At 37.9% G+C, this 18,980-nt stretch carries 19 protein-coding genes; 12 read left to right on the top strand and 7 right to left on the bottom strand.

What is annotated here, in order from left to right; translation table 11 throughout:
• Nucleotides 1-13: 13 nt before the first annotated feature.
• Both Q0X77_RS02495 and Q0X77_RS02490 read right to left on the bottom strand, forming a co-directional pair.
• Nucleotides 14-727 (bottom strand): hypothetical protein, encoded by a 714-nt coding sequence (locus Q0X77_RS02495; protein WP_297792542.1) that lies wholly within the window; start codon nucleotides 725-727, stop codon nucleotides 14-16.
• The gene (locus tag Q0X77_RS02490; protein WP_297792540.1) at nucleotides 682-1,449 is read right to left on the bottom strand and encodes a Gfo/Idh/MocA family oxidoreductase; all 768 of its coding nucleotides are present in this window, start codon (nucleotides 1,447-1,449) and stop codon (nucleotides 682-684) included. Before Q0X77_RS02490 ends, Q0X77_RS02495 begins: the two co-directional genes overlap by 46 nt.
• 365 nt (nucleotides 1,450-1,814) lie before the next feature.
• Between Q0X77_RS02490 and Q0X77_RS02485 the strand changes: the two genes are divergently transcribed.
• The gene (locus Q0X77_RS02485) at nucleotides 1,815-2,897 is read left to right on the top strand and encodes an anhydro-N-acetylmuramic acid kinase (protein ID WP_366939194.1); all 1,083 of its coding nucleotides are present in this window, start codon (nucleotides 1,815-1,817) and stop codon (nucleotides 2,895-2,897) included.
• Nucleotides 2,898-2,924: 27 nt separating this feature from the next.
• Here the strand turns inward: Q0X77_RS02485 and Q0X77_RS02480 are convergent, their stop codons facing one another.
• The 3 genes from Q0X77_RS02480 to Q0X77_RS02470 are packed head-to-tail and all read right to left on the bottom strand — an operon-like array spanning nucleotide 2,925 to nucleotide 6,408.
• Nucleotides 2,925-4,466: an acyl-CoA carboxylase subunit beta gene (locus Q0X77_RS02480; protein ID WP_297792539.1), complete on the bottom strand. Its 1,542-nt coding sequence runs from the start codon at nucleotides 4,464-4,466 to the stop codon at nucleotides 2,925-2,927.
• Between the two features lie 3 nt (nucleotides 4,467-4,469).
• Nucleotides 4,470-5,912 carry an acetyl-CoA carboxylase biotin carboxylase subunit gene (gene accC / locus Q0X77_RS02475; RefSeq protein WP_297792538.1) on the bottom strand — a complete coding sequence of 481 codons (1,443 nt, stop codon included), beginning with the start codon at nucleotides 5,910-5,912 and terminating at the stop codon, nucleotides 4,470-4,472.
• Between the two features lie 10 nt (nucleotides 5,913-5,922).
• Entirely contained in the window at nucleotides 5,923-6,408 is a 486-nt protein-coding gene (locus Q0X77_RS02470; protein WP_297792536.1) for an acetyl-CoA carboxylase biotin carboxyl carrier protein subunit, read from the bottom strand.
• Between the two features lie 343 nt (nucleotides 6,409-6,751).
• Here Q0X77_RS02470 and udk point away from each other — a divergent pair, with 343 nt between their 5' ends.
• The 11 genes from udk to Q0X77_RS02415 all read left to right on the top strand — a co-directional run bounded on the left by udk (nucleotide 6,752) and on the right by Q0X77_RS02415 (nucleotide 17,104).
• Nucleotides 6,752-7,360 carry a uridine kinase gene (gene udk, locus Q0X77_RS02465; protein ID WP_297792534.1) on the top strand — a complete coding sequence of 203 codons (609 nt, stop codon included), beginning with the start codon at nucleotides 6,752-6,754 and terminating at the stop codon, nucleotides 7,358-7,360.
• The gene (locus Q0X77_RS02460) at nucleotides 7,360-7,692 is read left to right on the top strand and encodes a septum formation initiator family protein (RefSeq protein WP_297792532.1); all 333 of its coding nucleotides are present in this window, start codon (nucleotides 7,360-7,362) and stop codon (nucleotides 7,690-7,692) included. Before udk ends, Q0X77_RS02460 begins: the two co-directional genes overlap by 1 nt.
• Entirely contained in the window at nucleotides 7,685-9,067 is a 1,383-nt protein-coding gene (locus Q0X77_RS02455) for a methylmalonyl-CoA mutase subunit beta (protein WP_297792530.1), read from the top strand. Before Q0X77_RS02460 ends, Q0X77_RS02455 begins: the two co-directional genes overlap by 8 nt.
• Nucleotides 9,060-11,210: a methylmalonyl-CoA mutase gene (gene scpA, locus Q0X77_RS02450; RefSeq protein WP_297792529.1), complete on the top strand. Its 2,151-nt coding sequence runs from the start codon at nucleotides 9,060-9,062 to the stop codon at nucleotides 11,208-11,210. The genes Q0X77_RS02455 and scpA overlap by 8 nt, the downstream gene beginning before the upstream one ends.
• Before the next feature lie 136 nt (nucleotides 11,211-11,346).
• Nucleotides 11,347-12,120: an AAA family ATPase gene (locus Q0X77_RS02445; RefSeq protein ID WP_297792528.1), complete on the top strand. Its 774-nt coding sequence runs from the start codon at nucleotides 11,347-11,349 to the stop codon at nucleotides 12,118-12,120.
• On the top strand, nucleotides 12,120-13,022 hold the full coding sequence (locus tag Q0X77_RS02440) for a ParB/RepB/Spo0J family partition protein (protein ID WP_297792526.1): 903 nt from the start codon (nucleotides 12,120-12,122) through the stop codon (nucleotides 13,020-13,022). Before Q0X77_RS02445 ends, Q0X77_RS02440 begins: the two co-directional genes overlap by 1 nt.
• Nucleotides 13,015-13,659, top strand: a complete 645-nt coding sequence (locus Q0X77_RS02435) for a DUF5683 domain-containing protein (RefSeq protein WP_297792524.1) — start codon at nucleotides 13,015-13,017, stop codon at nucleotides 13,657-13,659. Before Q0X77_RS02440 ends, Q0X77_RS02435 begins: the two co-directional genes overlap by 8 nt.
• A 3-nt stretch (nucleotides 13,660-13,662) precedes the next feature.
• Nucleotides 13,663-14,364: a 4-hydroxy-tetrahydrodipicolinate reductase gene (gene dapB, locus Q0X77_RS02430; protein WP_297792523.1), complete on the top strand. Its 702-nt coding sequence runs from the start codon at nucleotides 13,663-13,665 to the stop codon at nucleotides 14,362-14,364.
• Between the two features lie 51 nt (nucleotides 14,365-14,415).
• Nucleotides 14,416-16,119 carry a signal peptidase I gene (lepB, locus tag Q0X77_RS02425; RefSeq protein ID WP_297792522.1) on the top strand — a complete coding sequence of 568 codons (1,704 nt, stop codon included), beginning with the start codon at nucleotides 14,416-14,418 and terminating at the stop codon, nucleotides 16,117-16,119.
• 36 nt (nucleotides 16,120-16,155) lie between these two features.
• Nucleotides 16,156-16,788, top strand: coding sequence for a WbqC family protein (locus Q0X77_RS02420; protein WP_297792521.1), 633 nt, complete (start codon nucleotides 16,156-16,158; stop codon nucleotides 16,786-16,788).
• The gene (locus tag Q0X77_RS02415; RefSeq protein ID WP_297792520.1) at nucleotides 16,781-17,104 is read left to right on the top strand and encodes a DUF6122 family protein; all 324 of its coding nucleotides are present in this window, start codon (nucleotides 16,781-16,783) and stop codon (nucleotides 17,102-17,104) included. Before Q0X77_RS02420 ends, Q0X77_RS02415 begins: the two co-directional genes overlap by 8 nt.
• Here the strand turns inward: Q0X77_RS02415 and Q0X77_RS02410 are convergent.
• Nucleotides 17,090-18,100, bottom strand: a complete 1,011-nt coding sequence (locus tag Q0X77_RS02410; protein ID WP_297792519.1) for an endonuclease/exonuclease/phosphatase family protein — start codon at nucleotides 18,098-18,100, stop codon at nucleotides 17,090-17,092. The two genes, Q0X77_RS02415 and Q0X77_RS02410, sit on opposite strands and share 15 nt — an antisense overlap.
• A 3-nt stretch (nucleotides 18,101-18,103) precedes the next feature.
• A complete protein-coding gene (locus Q0X77_RS02405; RefSeq protein ID WP_297792548.1) occupies nucleotides 18,104-18,979 on the bottom strand; it encodes a rhomboid family intramembrane serine protease in 876 nt (291 codons plus the stop codon).
• Nucleotide 18,980: the final 1 nt, after the last annotated feature.

Raw genomic sequence — 18,980 nt, 5'->3', positions numbered from 1 at the left:
TCGAATCAATGCCTTATGCAGGCATATCAGGTAATGACCAGCCATCTCTATAGGTGTGCTTGATCAATTCCTGAGAATATGCTATTGCATTCATTGGCTCTGTCCAATCTTTGTTAAAGGTTGGGTGTCCGTCATGAATCTCAAATCCATCCTTAATTACCGTCCTAATTTCCTCATTAGCACCAATATTCGTGAATTCCATTTTCTCACCGTCCCATTCTAAGACTTTATTCAAGGCCTGTAAGCGAACAGCTAGTACGCCCATAACAACCATTTCATTAAATGGCCCTGCTTCAGCAAAATCTGAAGTACATGGCTTTCTATTTTCTGCACTTTCTTTACATGCCCTTACCCAATCCATTTCATGAGCTCCTTTATTCCATGCAAGTCCTAATTCCTCCTCAACTCTTCGTTCTGTTTTGGCAACATTAATCTTCTTGCCAGATAATAATTCTGGTTCAACACCATAACAACCTACATGAAGAATATCTTTTGTTCCATAGAAGAAGGTTCCTCCACCGCTCTTATTAGGGTTTTTACCTGAAGGCCAGTTAGCAGGTAAATCTGGCTTAATTCCACCATCATACCAATGAACATCAACCTCTGGTAATTTAATGCTGCCTTGTTTTCCTCTCGCTGGGAACGTGAGTTTGGCAGATTGTGAAACTGGTGCAGAATCATTTAATAATAATGACGAACTTGCCTGTACTTTCGTCGGGTAACCCAACCTCTCCAATTCCAGGGATGATAAACTTCATTAAACGGTATCATTTTAGCCGGTCCTGTGAATAGGTCCCAATTCAAGGTATCAGGTACCCAATCTCCTTTTTCAGGGGTATTCAATCCCTGAGGCCAAATTGGCCGATCAGTAAATGATTCAACCCTTGTTACATCACCTATTGCTCCGCTCCAAAGTATCTCACAAGTTTCGGCAACACCTGCCCCGGAAGCTCCCTGGTTACCCATTTGGGTAGCAACATTGTACTTTTTTGCTAATTTCGTCAATAACCTGGATTCATAAACCGAGTGCGTTAATGGTTTTTGAAGATAAACATGTTTCCCCATGGTCATCGCCTGGGCAGCAACAATGGCATGTGTATGATCAGCAGTTGCAATGACAACTCCATCTATTTCATCTCCCATTTCATCATACATCTTACGAAAATCCCAATACTTTTTAGCTTTTGGATACCTATCAAAAGCGCCTTTGGCGTACTTCCAATCAACATCACAAAGACCAACAATATTTTGTGATTCTAAATTCTTTAAATTAGCGAGCCCCATGCCCCCAACACCTATACCGGCAATATTTAATTTATCACTGGGTGCTACATGCCCCAGTCCACTGACGGCATACGACGGCACGATAGTGAACGCAGCTGAAGCAGCTAATGTACTGCCCACAAAATCTCGGCGCGTTAAAGTATTCACTTTTTTAGCGTTACTCATTCTGTATTATTTTAAATCGGTTAATAAAATAGTTATTAAATTTATTTTTTGGTCAAAAACCGTTAATAGCAGTTGCGTGCGTTTCCCAACCAAATTTTTAAAATTTAAAAAATGTAAGATAAGTCAATTTAGTGACTTGATATAACAATTACTAAAAATACACATTTTTGTTAAAAATTAATGATATAAATTTATCAAAAATCAATAGTAAATAACCCAGGTATGTATCTCTCATTGATGACCTGCTGAGAATTAGGCAGGATAAAAAAGAACTGGCCCTAAAAAGGATTGCATTTTTTTTTACATTGAAAACTAATCTAATTAACTTTCATCATTATTAATCTTGAAACATAAGATACCTCGTTTTGGCAATAAAGACTTATAAAGTAGTAGGATTAATGTCAGGTACATCTTTGGATGGGCTGGATCTGGCCTACTGCCATATCTGGAAAAAATCTGACCGGTGGGAATTTGAAATCCAAGAAACACGGGGCATTAGCTATGACAATGAAATGAGGACCCGCCTGAAAAAGTCAATTGAACTATCGGCTGATGAATTGCTTATTTTTCATAATACCTATGGTAGTTGGCTAGGACAACAGGCAAAGGAATTTATTACGGAAAATAATCTTAAAGTAGACCTAATAGCCAGTCATGGCCATACAACACACCACCAACCGGGAAAGGGACTAACATTTCAGATAGGATCGGGGCAGCATCTGGCAAATGTAAGTGGCCATAAAACGGTTTGTGACTTTCGAACAAATGATGTAGCCCTTGGCGGAGAAGGTGCTCCACTGGTTCCCATTGGGGACAAATTATTTTTTGGCAAATATGACTTTTGCCTTAATCTGGGTGGGATCTCCAATGTATCCTTTGAGCACAGCGGTGACCGCATAGCCTATGATATTGGATTAGCAAACATGATTTTGAATTTCATTACACAAAAGAATGGCCTTACATATGATGATAAAGGGATGATAGCTCGAAAAGGAACAGTAAATTATACTATGCTTGAAAAATTAAACCAATTACCCTTTTACCAACTTCCTTTTCCAAAATCTACCGGATATGAATGGTTTGTGAATGAAGTTGTTCCCATAATTGAGATGACTGAAGACTCCATGGATAACTTGCTCCACACTGCTGTAGAACACATTTGTGAGCAGGTTGCATTGCAGATTAAGGCGAATGCGACAAAAGATCATAGCTCGGTTTTAATTACCGGTGGTGGCGCCTTAAACCAATTTATGATGGAACGGCTTCAAACAAAATTAGTACCCGAAATAAGCCTGGTTATTCCTCCGAATGAATTAATTGAATATAAAGAAGCACTAGTTTTTGCACTAATGGGCATACTGCGTGTTGAAAAAGAAATTAACGTGCTTAAAACCGTCACAGGAGCTTCCAGAAACTCTTCTAGTGGATCTGTATTTTTACCTTCTTAAAGTTCAGTACCTACTTAAGAATGGCAATCAGAGCGGAATATTTCCGTGCTTTCTTTTAGGGGCACTGACCTCTTTGTTCTCAAGCATACTATAAGCTTTGATTAGTTTTCTCCTTGTATTTTTAGGTAAAATTACTTCGTCGATAAAACCTCGTCTGGCTGCTCTGAATGGATTGGCAAATTTTTCTGCATATTCCGCTTCTTTTTCCGCAAGTTCTTTAGCAGGGTCCTTCGAGCTCATAATTTCCTTCCTGAAAATAATTTCACTTGCTCCTTTGGCCCCCATAACTGCTATCTCTGCTGTAGGCCAGGCAAAATTAAAGTCAGCGCCAATGTGCTTGGAATTCATGACATCATAGGCACCCCCATAGGCTTTTCTGGTAATAACCGTTATCCTTGGAACTGTTGCTTCACTAAAGGCAAACAACAGCTTGGCACCATGAACAATGATACCATTCCATTCCTGATCTGTGCCGGGTAAAAAGCCCGGAACATCTTCCAATACCAATAATGGAATATTGAAACTATCACAAAACCTCACAAATCTGGCTGCTTTTACTGAAGTTTGAGTTCCTAAAACCCCGGCCAGGAACATGGGCTGGTTGGCAATTATACCAATACTTCTGCCTGCCAGTCTTGCAAATCCCACAATGATATTTTCGGCATAATCCTTATGAATTTCATAAAAAGAATCTTCATCAATAATACCATCAATAACACCGTGCATATCATATGGTTTATTGGTGTTATCAGGAATTATATCTGTTAGTTGGTCCCTAACCTCATCTCCTAATTCATAGGGTAGAGACGCGGGTTTTTCCCTGTTACTTTGAGGTAAATAACTCAATAGTTTTTTTACATCTTCCAAACAAACCACATCATTAGCAGATGTCTTATGTGCTACACCTGATTTTGTGGCATGGGTAGAAGCACCTCCCAATTCTTCAGCGGTCACTTCTTCATTGGTAACCGTTTTTACGACATTGGGTCCTGTTACAAACATATAGCTCGTTTGCTCAACCATTATTGTAAAATCTGTCATGGCTGGTGAATAAACTGCCCCGCCGGCACATGGCCCCATTATTGCTGAGATCTGTGGTACAACTCCTGAAGCTTGCACGTTTCGGTAGAAAATATCAGCATATCCGCCAAGGGATTTAACCCCTTCCTGTATCCGTGCTCCTCCGGAATCGTTCAAACCAATAACCGGAGCACCAACTTTCATAGCAAGATCCATAATCTTACATATTTTCTCTGCGTGGGTCTCAGATAAAGCTCCGCCGAATACTGTAAAGTCCTGCGCATACACATATACTAGTCTCCCGTTAATGGTTCCATATCCGGTTACAACTCCATCGCCAAAATAGATTTCTTTATCCATCCCAAAATCAGTGGTACGGTGCGTTACCAAAATACCCATCTCTTCAAATGAACCTTCATCCAACAAATAATTTACACGCTCACGCGCAGTTAATTTTTGTTTCTGATGCTGTTTATCTATTCGTTTCTGCCCCCCACCCATATGAGCAAGAGCTATTCTTTTGTTCAGTTTTTCTATATTAGAATCCATATGCTAGTTTATTGGTATTCTTAAGGTTTTTTGATCTTCCAAATATTGTTTAACTGCCAAGACAGCGGCAATTCTGGCCTCTTCTTCGGCTTTTTTATTTAATACCTCCGGAGAATAGTAATCTTTAACAAAATGAGTGTCGAAATTTCCGGATCTGAAAGCCTCATGTTCAAAAACAAATTTACCAAATGGTAAAGTAGTCTGTACCCCTTCTATTTTATAATCCTCTATTGCCTTAAGCATTATTTGGATAGCCTCATCCCTATTTTTTCCATAGGATATTAATTTTGAGAGCATAGGATCATAATAAATGGGTACTTCCATACCTTCTTCAAAACCATTATCAACTCGGACACCATCTCCTGTAGGCAACTTATAGGTTTCTAAGGTGCCAACACTAGGTAAGAAATCATTAAGTGGATCTTCGGCATAAACCCGAAGCTCCAGGGCATGACCATTAATATGCAGATCCTCCTGCTTAATTGTCATTTCTTCTCCTCTTGCGATTTTTATTTGCAGTTCTACAAGGTCCACCCCGGTGATTAACTCGGTGACCGGATGTTCAACCTGAAGACGGGTATTCATTTCCAGGAAATAAAATTTATGATCGGCATCCATCAGGAATTCCACTGTCCCCGCTCCCAAATAATCACATGCTTTTGCCACTTTTGTTGCGGCAATACCCATTTCTTCACGCAGCTCAGGCGTAAGTATTGAAGATGGAGCCTCTTCAACCACTTTCTGGTGCCTTCTCTGAATACTACATTCCCTTTCAAAAAAATAAAGGATATTCCCATGACTATCTGCCATTACCTGTATTTCAATATGCCTGGGAGAGGTAACATATTTTTCTATAAATACAGAGCCATCCCCAAAGGCTGATGTAGCTTCACTAATAGCTCTGTTCATCTGTGATTCCAATTCTTTTTCTTCCTCAACAATGCGCATCCCTTTTCCACCACCACCGGCAGAGGCTTTTATTAAAATTGGAAACCCAATTTCTTTAGCAATTACCTTGGCTTTCTTGACGTCGGTAATAGCCTCATCAATGCCTGGCACCATCGGGATATCGTAATTTTTTACTGCTTCCTTGGCGGCCAACTTACTACCCATGACCCGGATGGCCTTGGATTTTGGTCCAATGAAAATTAGATTATTTTTTTCTACTTCTTCGGCAAAATCAGCATTTTCACTTAAAAAGCCATAGCCGGGGTGAATTCCATCTACATCCAATTTTTTAGCAACTTCAATAATCTTTGAACCAAGCAAATAGGATTGATTTGAAGGGGCTTCACCAATGCATACTGCCTCATCGGCAAACTTCACATGAGGAGCATTCCGGTCCGCTTTTGAATAGACTGCTACCGTCTTAATTCCCATTTTTTGCGCGGTTTGCATTACCCTTATGGCGATTTCACCTCGGTTTGCAATTAATATTTTTTTCATAATGGATTAATTATTCAAATTCAATCAATAATTTGTTCTTATCTACTGCATCACCTTTCTTTATGGAAATACTCTTAATAATGCCATCTCTCGGTGAGGTAATTACATTTTCCATTTTCATGGCTTCAAGTATTAATAATGGGTCATCTTCATTCACTGCCTGTCCTATCCGCACATGAACATCCAATATAAGCCCTGGCATAGGCGCCGCAATAGAATCAATATCCTTGGAAGAAGATAATGCAAAACCCATATCATTAATCAATAGATCCAAACTATCTGAAATAACGACATCATAGGAACTATTGTTAATGCTTATCGTATATTTCTTTTGATAAAAATCCTTGTCCAAAACCTGAGCAGTAAAGGATTTATTCTCCTTCAATATGTGGTATGAATTAGGGGAGGTCTTTAATGCATCAATCTTTGATATATCTTCCGTAGTGATCTTGTAGTCCAGACTACCATCGACTACAACTTTAAACGAATTATTCATAAATATTAATTTGATCCGGTTAAAATAATCTTTTTTAAAAATGACTCTTAAGTTATATAAATTTTGTGATTTTAATTGACCAATAATCTATATTTCATTTCTTCTCATGCTTGCGAATGCCTTACTTATTGTTACCTCCAGGCATATGAATGACACCGAAGTTAAATTCAACCCCAATTTATTATGGATTTAGTACAAAACTATTCCTAAATAAATGCGTCAAATATGAATATTATCATATTTTAAACAAATTTGTTCATGTAATTATGCAATTGGAAATGGAAGGTGGCTGTATGAATAAATATCATCCCAAATCTGTATTTTTGGTACAAATTTCACCAATATGTTAATAATCGGAATAGCAGGAGGCACAGGATGTGGTAAAACTACGGTCGTTAATCAAATCATAAATCAATTGCCTGATGAAGAAGTTGGTGTAATTTCTCAGGATTCCTATTACAACGACCTGTCGCACTTAAGTTTTGATGAGCGATCAAAAATTAACTTTGACCATCCAAGGGCGATTGACTTTGAACTATTGGCCCTTCATCTTGACCTACTAAAACAAGGCAAACCAATTGATCAACCGGTATACTCTTTCCCAAAACACAACCGAACGAAAGACACCATAAGAACCCATCCCAGGAAAGTCATGATAATTGAAGGCATTTTGATTATGACCAACCCAATGATTCGCAAAATGTTCGACATCAAGATCTATGTTCATGCGGATTCAGATGAGCGCCTTATCAGGAGACTTAAACGCGATATAAATGAAAGAGGGAGGGATTTGACGGAAGTACTGAGCAGATATCAGAGTACGTTGAAACCAATGCATGATGAGTTTATTGAACCCACCAAAGAATACGCAGACATCATAATTCCCAATAACACCTATAATACAGTAGCTGTAGACATTGTGCGCACCATAATTAATGAAAAATTAAGCTAATGACCTGGAAAGCTATCAAAAATAAAAAATGGTTTGGAATTGTTACAAATATTTATGTAATAGTGCTTACGGTCTTTGTCATTTGGATGATTTTTTTTGACACCAATTCCTTGCTGATCCATATGGAATTAAGGAAAGAAATCAAGAAATTAGAAAAAACCCAGGAATTTCTAAAAGAAGAAATAGCCAAGGATAAAGAAATTATTAAAACACTGTCGGATCCCGAAGAATTGGAAAAATTTGCTCGTGAAAATTATTATCTTAAAAAAAAGAACGAAGAAATTTATTTGATTGAGTACGAGGATAGCACAAAACAAAAAGGCGATGAATAAAAAACATTTGTTTACTGAATTCACAGCAGTTTCCGCCAAGGGCTGGAAACAAAAAATACAGGCAGATCTGAAAGGTGCAGATTATAATGAAACACTGGTATGGGAATCGCCTGAGGGTATAAAAGTTAAACCCTTTTACAATGCCGAAGACTTGACTGATACCACCCTGCACCAGCACACTTCAGGCTCTGAATGGCATATTGGACAAGAAATTGAAGTCACCGTGGAGACTGAAGCGAATAAAAAGGCAAAAAGTGCGCTTAAAAGAGGTACGGAGAGTTTAATTTTCAAAATCAAGAGTCCTGATTTGAAACCTGAGCTGATTTTGAATGGAATTGACATTAAAAAAGTACCGGTGCATTTCCAACTTCAATTTTTGTCCGTTGAATACATCAAAAACCTACTTTTATTCACAGTAGCAAGTAAAGAAAACATTTTTGTCCATATTGATATTTTGGGTAATTTTTGCAGAACTGGAAATTGGTTCTCCAACTATAATGCAGACCATCTTGCTTTGGAGGAAATTTGTAACATCACTGAAAATCCCCCAACACTAAGTATTGATGTTTCTCTGTATCAGAATGCCGGGGCGGACAGGGCTCAACAATTGGCCTATGCGATGGGACACCTAAATGAATATCTTAATTTTTTAAGTGGAAAGAACTTATTGCACTCTCATTTGAAAGTTTGCTTTAAGGTGGCAGTAGATGGGAATTATTTCTTTGAGATAGCTAAACTGAGGGCACTGCGTTTGCTCTGGAGGACGCTGGCTGCTGAATATGGCCTTAAAACTGAATGCCATATTTTGGCTTCACCTTCAAAACGAAACAAAACCATATACGACTACAATGTGAATATGCTAAGAACCACAACAGAATGTATGTCGGCGGTACTTGGTGGAGCTGATACGGTATGCAATTTGCCCTATGATGCCATATATCATAAAAGCAATGAGTTTGGAGAGCGAATAGCCCGGAATCAATTACTTATTTTAAAGGGCGAGAGTTATCTGGACAAAATCTCAAATCCTTCAGACGGTTCATATTATATAGAAACACTGACCGTGCAACTCGCAGAAAAGGCATTGAAAATATTCAAACAAATTGAGCAAGGTGGTGGTTTTTTCAAACAATTAAAGACACACAATATTCAAAAGAAAATAAAAGAAAGTGCGCATAAACAACAACTAAAGTTTGATACAGGAGAAGAAGTATTGGTAGGCACAAATAAATACTCCAACGAAATGGATCGAATGAATTCTGAATTGCAATCAAACCCTTTTGTAAAAAAGAATCCAAGAAAAACAATAATAGAACCAATAACAGAAATTAGGCTTTCAGAATCACTTGAAAAAAATAGACTGGATCATGAGTAGAAAGGAATTACAGCACTTAAGGTTAAAGCCATTTAATTCTAATGGGAAAGAAGAATTAACAATATCGGATTTTATTACTGCCGAGGATATTACTATTAAGTCATCATTCTCTGAGAAGGACATCAAAGATTTTGTACATCTCGATTTTGCCGCCGGGATAGCTCCAAATTTAAGAGGTCCCTACTCTACCATGTACGTAAGAAGACCATGGACGATAAGGCAGTATGCCGGTTTCTCAACTGCACATGAAAGCAATGCTTTCTACAGGCGCAATCTGGCTGCCGGTCAAAAAGGACTTTCTGTAGCTTTTGATCTGCCAACTCACAGAGGCTATGACAGCGACCATGAACGCGTTGTTGGCGATGTTGGTAAAGCGGGAGTAGCTATCGATTCTGTTGAGGACATGAAGATTTTATTTGACGGTATTCCCTTAGATAAAATGTCCGTATCCATGACCATGAATGGTGCTGTGCTTCCCATTATGGCTTTCTATATCGTCGCTGCCGAGGAACAGGGAGTCCCGCCTGAACAACTGGCCGGAACCATTCAAAACGATATCCTGAAAGAGTTCATGGTAAGAAACACCTACATTTACCCCCCTACTCCGTCAATGAATATTATTGCAGATATTTTTGAATTCACAAGTAAAAATATGCCCAAATTTAACAGCATTAGTATTTCGGGCTATCATATGCAGGAGGCCGGGGCTACTGCAGATATTGAACTTGCCTATACTTTGGCTGATGGACTTGAATATATCAGGACTGGTTTAAAAGCTGGACTTGAAATTGATCATTTTGCACCAAGGCTCTCCTTTTTCTGGGCTATAGGAATGAACCATTTTATGGAAATTGCCAAAATGAGAGCAGGTAGAATGCTTTGGGCCAAACTTGTCAAACAATTTGAACCTAAAAATCCAAAATCACTTGCCCTAAGAACACATTGTCAGACCAGTGGCTGGAGTCTTACAGAGCAAGATCCTTTCAACAATGTGGCAAGAACTGTTATTGAAGCATCGGCAGCGGCTTTTGGTGGCACTCAAAGCTTGCATACTAACGCCTTGGATGAGGCAATAGCTTTACCAACGGATTTTTCTGCACGTATTGCCAGAAATACACAGATCTATCTTCAGGAAGAAACAAAAATTACAAAAACAGTGGATCCCTGGGCCGGCAGTTATTATGTAGAATATTTGACAAATGAATTGGCAGAAAAAGCCTGGGACCTTATTCAGGAGGTGGAAGAGCATGGTGGAATGACTAAAGCCATTGAAGCCGGTATACCAAAAATGCGTATTGAACAGGCTGCAGCCAAAAAACAGGCTCGCATAGATAGTGGCCAGGATATTATTGTAGGGGTTAACAAATTTCAATTAGATAAGGAAGAGGAATTGCAAATCCTGGAAGTAGACAATGCCGAAGTACGCAGACAACAAATAGAACGCTTAGTTAAAATAAAAAAGGAAAGAGACAATAAGGAAGTATCCCTTATCCTCAAAAAATTAACACAGGCTGCGAAGGCTAAATCTACGTCGAAGTCTATGCAAGGTGAAAGCAATTTATTAGCTTTAGCGATAGAAGCAGCGCGTGCTAAGGCTACTCTGGGTGAGATTAGTGATGCCCTTGAAGTTGCTTTCGGGAGATATAAAGCAAAAATTCAATCATTTACAGGAGTGTACGCAAAAGAGATTAAGGACGACCAAAGTTTTAATAAAGCCAGGGAAATGGCTGATAAATTTGCCGAAAAAGAGGGTAGAAGGCCTCGTATTATGATTGCAAAAATGGGACAGGACGGCCATGATCGTGGCGCCAAGGTAGTCGCTACAGGCTACGCTGACCTTGGTTTTGATGTTGATATCGGGCCCTTATTCCAAACTCCTGCTGAGGCAGCGAAACAAGCTGTAGAAAATGATGTCCATATTCTTGGTGTTTCTTCTTTGGCTGCAGGGCATAAAACACTGGTGCCCCAGGTATTGGAAGAATTAAAAAAATATGGCCGGGAGGATATCATGGTAATAGTAGGAGGTGTAATTCCCAAACAGGATTATGAATACTTATTTGATGCAGGCGCCGCGGCTGTATTTGGGCCCGGAACCAAAATAAGCGATGCAGCTCTCCAAATACTTGAAATTTTGATTGATTAGTCGGATTGTCCTTCCCTGTCTATTCGCTAATCACTTAACTTTAACAGTTTTGCCTGAGTTATTCACTTTGTGTTAACAAAATACATTTTTTGGCATTACAAATAATTGTATTTTTAACCCCTAACTTACTTCGATTATGGGCAAAATTATTGCTATCGCAAACCAAAAGGGTGGGGTTGGTAAAACCACTACCACAGTAAACCTGGCTGCCTCGCTGGGTGTACTTGAAAAAAAGGTATTAGTAATTGATGCAGACCCCCAAGCCAATGCAACTTCTGGTTTAGGCATTAATGTTGATGAAATTCAAATTGGTACTTACCAGTTATTAGAACATACCAGAACTGCCGGGGAGACAATCATTCAGACCTCATCTCCTAATGTAGATCTTATTCCTTCTCACATAGACCTTGTCGCCATTGAAATAGAATTGGTAGATAAAGATCAAAGGGAATACATGTTGAAACAAGCCATTAGAGATCTAAAGGCATTATATGATTATATTCTTATCGACTGTGCACCTTCTTTAGGCCTGCTTACACTCAATGCATTAACTGCGGCCGACTCTGTAATTATTCCAATACAATGTGAATACTTTGCTCTTGAAGGACTTGGGAAATTATTAAATACCATAAAGAGCGTACAGAGAATTCATAATCCTGAATTGGATATTGAAGGGATGTTACTTACAATGTATGATTCCAGATTACGGCTTTCCAATCAGGTTGTGGAAGAAGTTAGAAAACATTTTTCAGATATGGTTTTTGATACCATTATCCAGCGCAATGTACGGCTGGGAGAGGCTCCTAGTTATGGAGAAAGCATTATTAAATATGATGCAAGTAGTAAAGGTGCGACCAATTACCTGAATATGGCCAATGAACTATTGAAAAAAAATAGAGAAAAGGTATAATGGCGAAAGCAACGAGGAAACAGGCTTTAGGCAGAGGGCTTTCTGCATTGCTTAAAGACCCGGAAAATGATATTAATTCGGTATCGGATAGAAATGCGGATAAAGTTGTTGGTAATATCGTAGAGCTGGATATTGATACCATTGATGTAAATCCTTTTCAACCCCGATCCCATTTCGACGATGAAAGTCTTCAGGAACTGGCTTCATCTATTAATGAATTAGGCGTTATTCAGCCTATCACTGTAAGAAAATCAGAATTCAATAAGTTTCAATTGGTATCCGGAGAACGAAGGTTCAGGGCTTCTAAATTAATTGGACTAAAAACTATTCCGGCATATATCAGGATAGCCAATGATCAGGAATCCCTGGAAATGGCCCTTGTGGAAAATATTCAACGGAAGGATCTGGATCCAATTGAAATTGCCCTTTCTTATAAACGCCTCATAGATGAAATTGGCTTAACCCAGGAAAAGTTAAGTGAGCGCGTGGGTAAAAAAAGATCTACCATCGCCAATTACCTGCGCTTATTAAAGCTGGATCCCATTATTCAAACCGGGATGCGAGACGGTTTTATCTCTATGGGACATGGCCGCTCTCTTGTAAATATTGCAAAAAAAGAGGATCAAATTAACCTCTATGAAAAAATTGTCAAAAACAACTTGTCTGTTCGGGAAACGGAGCAACTTGTAAAGCAATACCATGAGGGACCAACTCAAAAAATATCTTCAAACAGGTCCTCGTTAAAATCAGAAATTATAAGAAGTGGCACAAAACATCTTAAAGAATACCTTTCTGCAAATATTGTTGTCAATTCTAAGGAAACAGGTAAAGGTAAGATAAGTATTCCCTTCCATTCAGAAGAAGATTTTCAGCGATTGAAAAAACTAATCACAGGTGAGTAAAAACCTTGTTTTTTATATCTTGCTTTTATTCCCTGTACTTTTATCCTTTGCACAGGAGGGGACAAATGAAAGTCCCGCGGATTCTGTGAGTGTAGATACGCAAGAACAAAAAGTTGTTGTTGAAGGCAAAGTAAAAAAGAAAAAGAAGCGAATAAATCCTTTAGCTCCCAGTAAAGCCGCATTTTATTCTGCCATACTGCCCGGTTTGGGCCAGGCCTATAACAAACGCTATTGGAAAATTCCGATTGTAATTGGTGCGCTCGGATTGGGTATTTATGCCTACACATATAATGATGATTTATATGATCGTTTCAGAACTGCGTTTAAAAGGAGAAAAGCTGGTTTTACAGATGATGAATTCTATGACGTAAATGGGTCCGGGATAGTTCCCGGCTCCCCTGACTTATCTGACGAAGCCCTGCAGGATGGACAGGAGCGTTATCAAAGAGATAGGGATCTTGCTTTATTTATTACCCTTGGATTATATGCATTAAATATCATAGATGCCAATGTTGATGCCCATTTGAAACAATTCAATGTTGATGATGATCTGGCTTTGGATATTACTCCATATCTGGAATACAACCCAATCAGTTCAGATCCTAACTATGGGGTCGCAATAACTATAAAATTCTAATTTATGAATATCGGAATATTCGGTTATGGAAAAATGGGCAAGATGATTGAAAAAATTGCACTTCAAAGAAATCATATCATTGTTTCCAAAGTAGATTTAGAAACCAAAGAAGTAGATTATAGTGCTATGGATATAGCCATAGATTTTAGCAGTCCGGAGACCGCTTACAAGAACATTGAAAGTTGCCTTAATCATAATGTCCCTATTGTGTCTGGGACTACCGGATGGCTTAAGGATTATGAAAAGGCCATTTCTCTGTGCAAACAGAAAAATGGAGCTTTTATTTACGCCTCCAATTTTAGCCTGGGAGTTAATTTGTTCTTTGAGATGAACCGTTATTTAGCCAGAATGATGACTAATTTGCCGCAATATGAAGTTTCGATCGAAGAAACCCATCATCTGGAAAAACTTGATGCCCCAAGTGGAACAGCCATTACACTTGCTGAGGATATAATTAAGGATTCTTCATATGAGGGCTGGGAATTGGAAAAATCATCGGAACGAAATATCCCAATAACTTCCAAAAGAATTGCAGATGAGTACGGAACGCACATCGTTGCGTATGAAAATGAGGTAGACCAAATTAGTATAAAACACAAAGCATTTAGTAGGGAAGGTTTTGCTTTAGGTGCAGTTGTTGCTGCTGAATGGTTAGTTAGAAAAAATGGGGTCTTTACAATGAAGGATGTGTTAAAGCTTGGTTAATTTTGGTAACAGATCATAAAAGGCAACGTCTAAAAAAAGTATTTTGAGCTTATGAACAGTACAAATTGGATCATCTTTATTTTAATAATACAAGTCATTCATTTTTTGGGGACTTGGAAACTTTATATCAAAGCGGGTAGAAAACCCTGGGAGGCAGCTATTCCAATCTATAATGGCATTGTTTTAATGCGAATTATAAAAAGGCCTACATGGTGGGTAATACTTCTTTTTATTCCCATAATAAATCTTCTCATGTTTCCTGTAATATGGGTTGAGACAATTAGAAGTTTTGGTAAAAACAGCCTTCTTGATACTTGGTTGGTTATCCTTACGCTTGGTTTATATATATACTATTTAAACTATGCCGAAGATGTGACATATATCGAGGACAGAAGTTTGCATCCAAAAAGTGGATCAGGAGAATGGGTAAGTTCTATTGTATTTGCCGTTGTTGCCGCTACACTGGTTCATACTTATTTTATACAACCTTATGTAATTCCAACAGGTTCCCTGGAACGTACACTTAGGGTGGGAGACCTTCTTTTTGTGAGTAAATTTCATTATGGAGCACGTCTGCCAATGACCACGGTAGCAGCTCCGATGGTTCATGATACAATTCCTGGAATAGGAATCAGATCTTATCTTAAAAAACCGCAACTCCCATATTTCAGATTACCAGGGTTTGAAAAGGTTAAGAAAAATGATATCGTCGTTTTTAGTTGGCCGGCAGATACGGTTCGCGTCTTTTTCAAGAAGGAAAAAGGAGTAAAAAAACCCATTGATAAAAAATCGAACTATGTAAAACGCTGTGTGGGAACCCCGGGTGATTCACTATCAATAATTGATGGTTTGGTGTATATAAATGGCGAATTATTAGAGCTTTCAGACAGGGCAAAACCTCAATTTGATTATAATGTATATGCTCAAAAAGGGGTATCCTCAAGATTATTGATCAGTTTGGGAATTGATGAATTTACCAGAAAATACTTGTCGGCACCGCTAAACCAAAATCAGTTTAATGCAGTAAACAAATACCTTGTGGCCGGGGGACAGAATGCCAAAGGAGAAATAGAGTTAATAACGGATTCAGATGGTATTCCGCCAAAAGTTATAAGACAGGCAGGCCTGTCTTTAAGGGAAGAAACCGGCCGACAACGAACGGTTACCCTGACAGATGAAATGGTGAATGATTTGAGAAACAATCCGGATATTGATTCTGTTGTAAAAATAATAGAACCAAACGGGGTAAAAGGTTATAATATATTTCCCAATGATCCCAACTATCCCTGGAATAACGATAACTTCGGTTCTATATACATTCCTGAAAAAGGGGCAACTATTGGTTTAACACCGGAAGTACTGCCACTTTACAAGAAGATAATTCGAGACTACGAAGGAAATACCATTGGTGTTTCAGGCAATCAGATAAGTATAAATGGACAGGTTACTGATACCTATACATTCAAGCAGGATTACTATTGGATGATGGGCGATAACAGAGATCACTCTGAAGACAGCCGTAGTTGGGGATATGTACCTTCCAACCATATTGTAGGTAAACCTATTTTTATCTGGCTAAGTTTTGATAATTTTAATAAGGGAATTAGCCAATGGAGACCCAGATGGGACAGGATTTTTACAACTGTTGGAGGTGATGGCGAGCCCCGGTCATATTTTAAGCATTTCCTTATTGTTTTAGCGGCTGGGTTCCTTTTTGATTACTTTTGGAAACGCAGGAAAAAAATTAAGAAGTAAATATTACTTTATTGGATGGATTAAAAACAATACGCTATGGATCTGCTACTCCATCCTACTTACTTCCCTAATATTATCACATATGCAACTATTGTACAGCATAATGTTATCTGGGAAGTCTGCGATAACTATCAAAAACAAACCTATCGTAACAGGGCCTACATATGTACAGATCAGGGCAGATTTATGTTAAATATTCCTATCAAACATGTAGGAGGCCTCCAAGGCAGGCAGAAATACAAAGATGTAAGATTGGAAAATGATTATAAATGGCAGCGACAGCATTGGAGGACACTTCAAACCGCCTATAGGACATCTCCTTTTTTCGAATATTATGAAGACGATCTGGAACCACTCTTTATGCGGAAGTATGATTATCTTTTGGACTTTAATCTTAAAACAATTGAAATTATAGCCGATTGTCTCCAATTTAATTTGAATGCCGGCTACTCTAAAGTTTATGAGTTACAGCCACAGCAAGTTCGTGACGCAAGATATTTGGTAGATGCTAAAAAATCGGTTGGTATAAAGCAAAAATTATACATGCAGGTTTTTAAAGAAAGGCATGGTTTTATAGAAAATTGCAGTGTCCTGGATTTATTATTTAATGAAGGTACTGCCAGTATTGATTATCTAATGACTCAAAACCTTGATTTTCTAAATGCTTAGATTTCTTCTTCATTACGGTGTTCATTTTTTAGTTCCTGTTTTAATAGGTCTGGTATTTTTTAAAGACAATAGGATTTGGATAATTTTAATTTTACTTGCTGGAATTTTAATTGATTTAGATCATTTTATTGCAACCCCAATCTTTGACCCGGACAGATGTAGTATTAATTTTCATCCTCTTCACTCTTATTGGGCAATCGGGTTATATGGTTTATTGTTTATTTTTAAAAAGACGAGGATTCTCGGACTGGCCCTGCTCATACATATATTTGCAGATATGCTTGATTGCTATTTCCTGCTGTCAGAAGCGAATTAAAGTAAGTAAAGGGTAATGATCAGACAGGTTGATTTCAAAATTTTGATGGGTCGATACTTGCATACTTTCATCTACAAATACGAAGTCAATTCGAAAGGGAATAAATTTTAAGTCAAACGTTTTACCAAAACCATGCCCTTTCTGTTCAAAAGTATCCTTTGATTCCTCTTTAACAAAGCGGTAAACATGAGAAAATGAGGTGTTATTTAAGTCGGCACAGACTATATACTTGTAAGGGGAATTTTTCCGGTGTTTATCAAAAATATTGGCCTGTTCTTCTTGTTTTATGAAAGTAGTTTTCATTTTTCTGTAAGCATGAGCAACACGTTTTATACTGCGCACCCTGGAAGGAATTATTTGAAAAGACTGAAAATGAAGGTTATAGATTCTAATGGTATCACCTTTATAGACAACATCTGCATAAATACCATTATTGGCAGTCTCTGGGAATTCCAGAGAACCTTTACCAACAATGGGATATTTTGAAAAAATTGCCTGCCTGCTTTTATTGGAGGTTAACGGGGTTACATATTTAAACGGATAATTATCTAACTGCCTTCGCGCTAAACTATTCGATTCCTGAAAACAAACTATATCGGGATCATTTTGATTTACAAAATCGATGATTTTATGACCTGTTAGTTTAGTATTTGACCGGCCTTTAAAATTAAAATCTCTTGTGTTATAGGTCATAATTTTCAATCCTTCTTCAAAAGAGTCTTTGGAAGAACCAAATCTGTAAAAAGGGCCAAAAATGAAATAAGAAACAAGCAGGGCAAAAAATGAAAGGAAGAACAGTTTTTTTTTACGTATACCCCAATAAAGCAAGAATGGAATATTTGCCATAAATATAGTAGGGACAATAAGACCTAAAAAAGATAACAGTGGAAATGTCTTTACCTGCACATATGGAATCAGACAGCAAACCAAAAGTAGTAAGCCTAATACAATATTGAGGAGAAAAACTATTTTATCAAAAACTGATAATCCCTTCACAGTCTAGTCCTCCTTACCTGCCTTAAATAAAAAATCTTTTTCCGATTTGGAGAGACTTTCATAGCCCGATTTACTTATTTTGTCTAAAATGGCATCAATCTTACGTTGTTTATTTTCCCTGTCGTAGTTTACATTTGAAGCGCTATTTCCTTTTGCACGACGATATACTGTTTTTAAAGGAGCTTTCTTCTTTTTCTTTTTAAAAATCCCTTCGAAACTATCTAACGTCTTGGAAAACCCTTCACCAATATCCCTGCCATTTATAAGCTGCCGGGCATATACATATCCTAAAAATGCACCACCCAAATGAGCAAGATGCCCACCCGCATTTCCACCGGTTGGAATCTGAATTAAATCTATCAAAACAAAGAAAGCCCCTATATACCATAACTTAACATTAAAAACAAAGAGCCTTACTTCCTGATTAGGAATATAGGTACATACGAAAATGAGTACTGCAGTAACACCGGCAGATGCCCCGATAAGGGCAGTATTTGCAGATAGGAGTGCGGGAAATACATTATAGCTTAGCAAAAATATCAATCCCCCCAGAATCACCCCCAAAAAATAAACATTAATAAATCTTTTTGGTCCAAAAAGATTCAGGAAAATTCTTCCGGAGAAATAAAGCATTATCATATTCCAAAACAGGTGCCAAATACTGCCATGAAAAAAAGAATACGTAACCAGCGACCATGGTTGAGATATGAAATCGATAAAATCTTTAGGTAACTCAAACCAGCTCATTATTGCATTGGAAGGCATCCCCATTAAAAAAGTAAATAATCCGTTTACAATAAAAATAGCTACATTAACCGCAATTAATTTTTCGGCTATACTGAGTCTGGCAAATTGATATTTTAAATTTCCTGTATTCATC

The organism is uncultured Eudoraea sp. (assembly GCF_947258925.1).
GTDB lineage: Bacteria > Bacteroidota > Bacteroidia > Flavobacteriales > Flavobacteriaceae > Eudoraea.
The sequence above is the reverse complement of the archived record's forward strand: the minus strand, read 5'-3'. Positions and strand labels throughout refer to the sequence as shown.

What these genes read in the sequence shown, in the direction of transcription:
- Q0X77_RS02490 (WP_297792540.1), bottom strand. Translation starts at nt 1,449, where the DNA reads ATGAGTAACGCTAAAAAAGTGAATACTTTAACGCGCCGAGATTTTGTG.
- Q0X77_RS02480 (WP_297792539.1), bottom strand. Translation starts at nt 4,466, where the DNA reads ATGGATTCTAATATAGAAAAACTGAACAAAAGAATAGCTCTTGCTCAT.
- accC (WP_297792538.1), bottom strand. Translation starts at nt 5,912, where the DNA reads ATGAAAAAAATATTAATTGCAAACCGAGGTGAAATCGCCATAAGGGTA.
- Q0X77_RS02470 (WP_297792536.1), bottom strand. Translation starts at nt 6,408, where the DNA reads ATGAATAATTCGTTTAAAGTTGTAGTCGATGGTAGTCTGGACTACAAG.
- udk (WP_297792534.1), top strand. Translation starts at nt 6,752, where the DNA reads ATGTTAATAATCGGAATAGCAGGAGGCACAGGATGTGGTAAAACTACG.
- Q0X77_RS02460 (WP_297792532.1), top strand. Translation starts at nt 7,360, where the DNA reads ATGACCTGGAAAGCTATCAAAAATAAAAAATGGTTTGGAATTGTTACA.
- Q0X77_RS02455 (WP_297792530.1), top strand. Translation starts at nt 7,685, where the DNA reads ATGAATAAAAAACATTTGTTTACTGAATTCACAGCAGTTTCCGCCAAG.
- scpA (WP_297792529.1), top strand. Translation starts at nt 9,060, where the DNA reads ATGAGTAGAAAGGAATTACAGCACTTAAGGTTAAAGCCATTTAATTCT.
- Q0X77_RS02445 (WP_297792528.1), top strand. Translation starts at nt 11,347, where the DNA reads ATGGGCAAAATTATTGCTATCGCAAACCAAAAGGGTGGGGTTGGTAAA.
- Q0X77_RS02440 (WP_297792526.1), top strand. Translation starts at nt 12,120, where the DNA reads ATGGCGAAAGCAACGAGGAAACAGGCTTTAGGCAGAGGGCTTTCTGCA.
- dapB (WP_297792523.1), top strand. Translation starts at nt 13,663, where the DNA reads ATGAATATCGGAATATTCGGTTATGGAAAAATGGGCAAGATGATTGAA.
- lepB (WP_297792522.1), top strand. Translation starts at nt 14,416, where the DNA reads ATGAACAGTACAAATTGGATCATCTTTATTTTAATAATACAAGTCATT.
- Q0X77_RS02420 (WP_297792521.1), top strand. Translation starts at nt 16,156, where the DNA reads ATGGATCTGCTACTCCATCCTACTTACTTCCCTAATATTATCACATAT.
- Q0X77_RS02415 (WP_297792520.1), top strand. Translation starts at nt 16,781, where the DNA reads ATGCTTAGATTTCTTCTTCATTACGGTGTTCATTTTTTAGTTCCTGTT.
- Q0X77_RS02405 (WP_297792548.1), bottom strand. Translation starts at nt 18,979, where the DNA reads ATGAATACAGGAAATTTAAAATATCAATTTGCCAGACTCAGTATAGCC.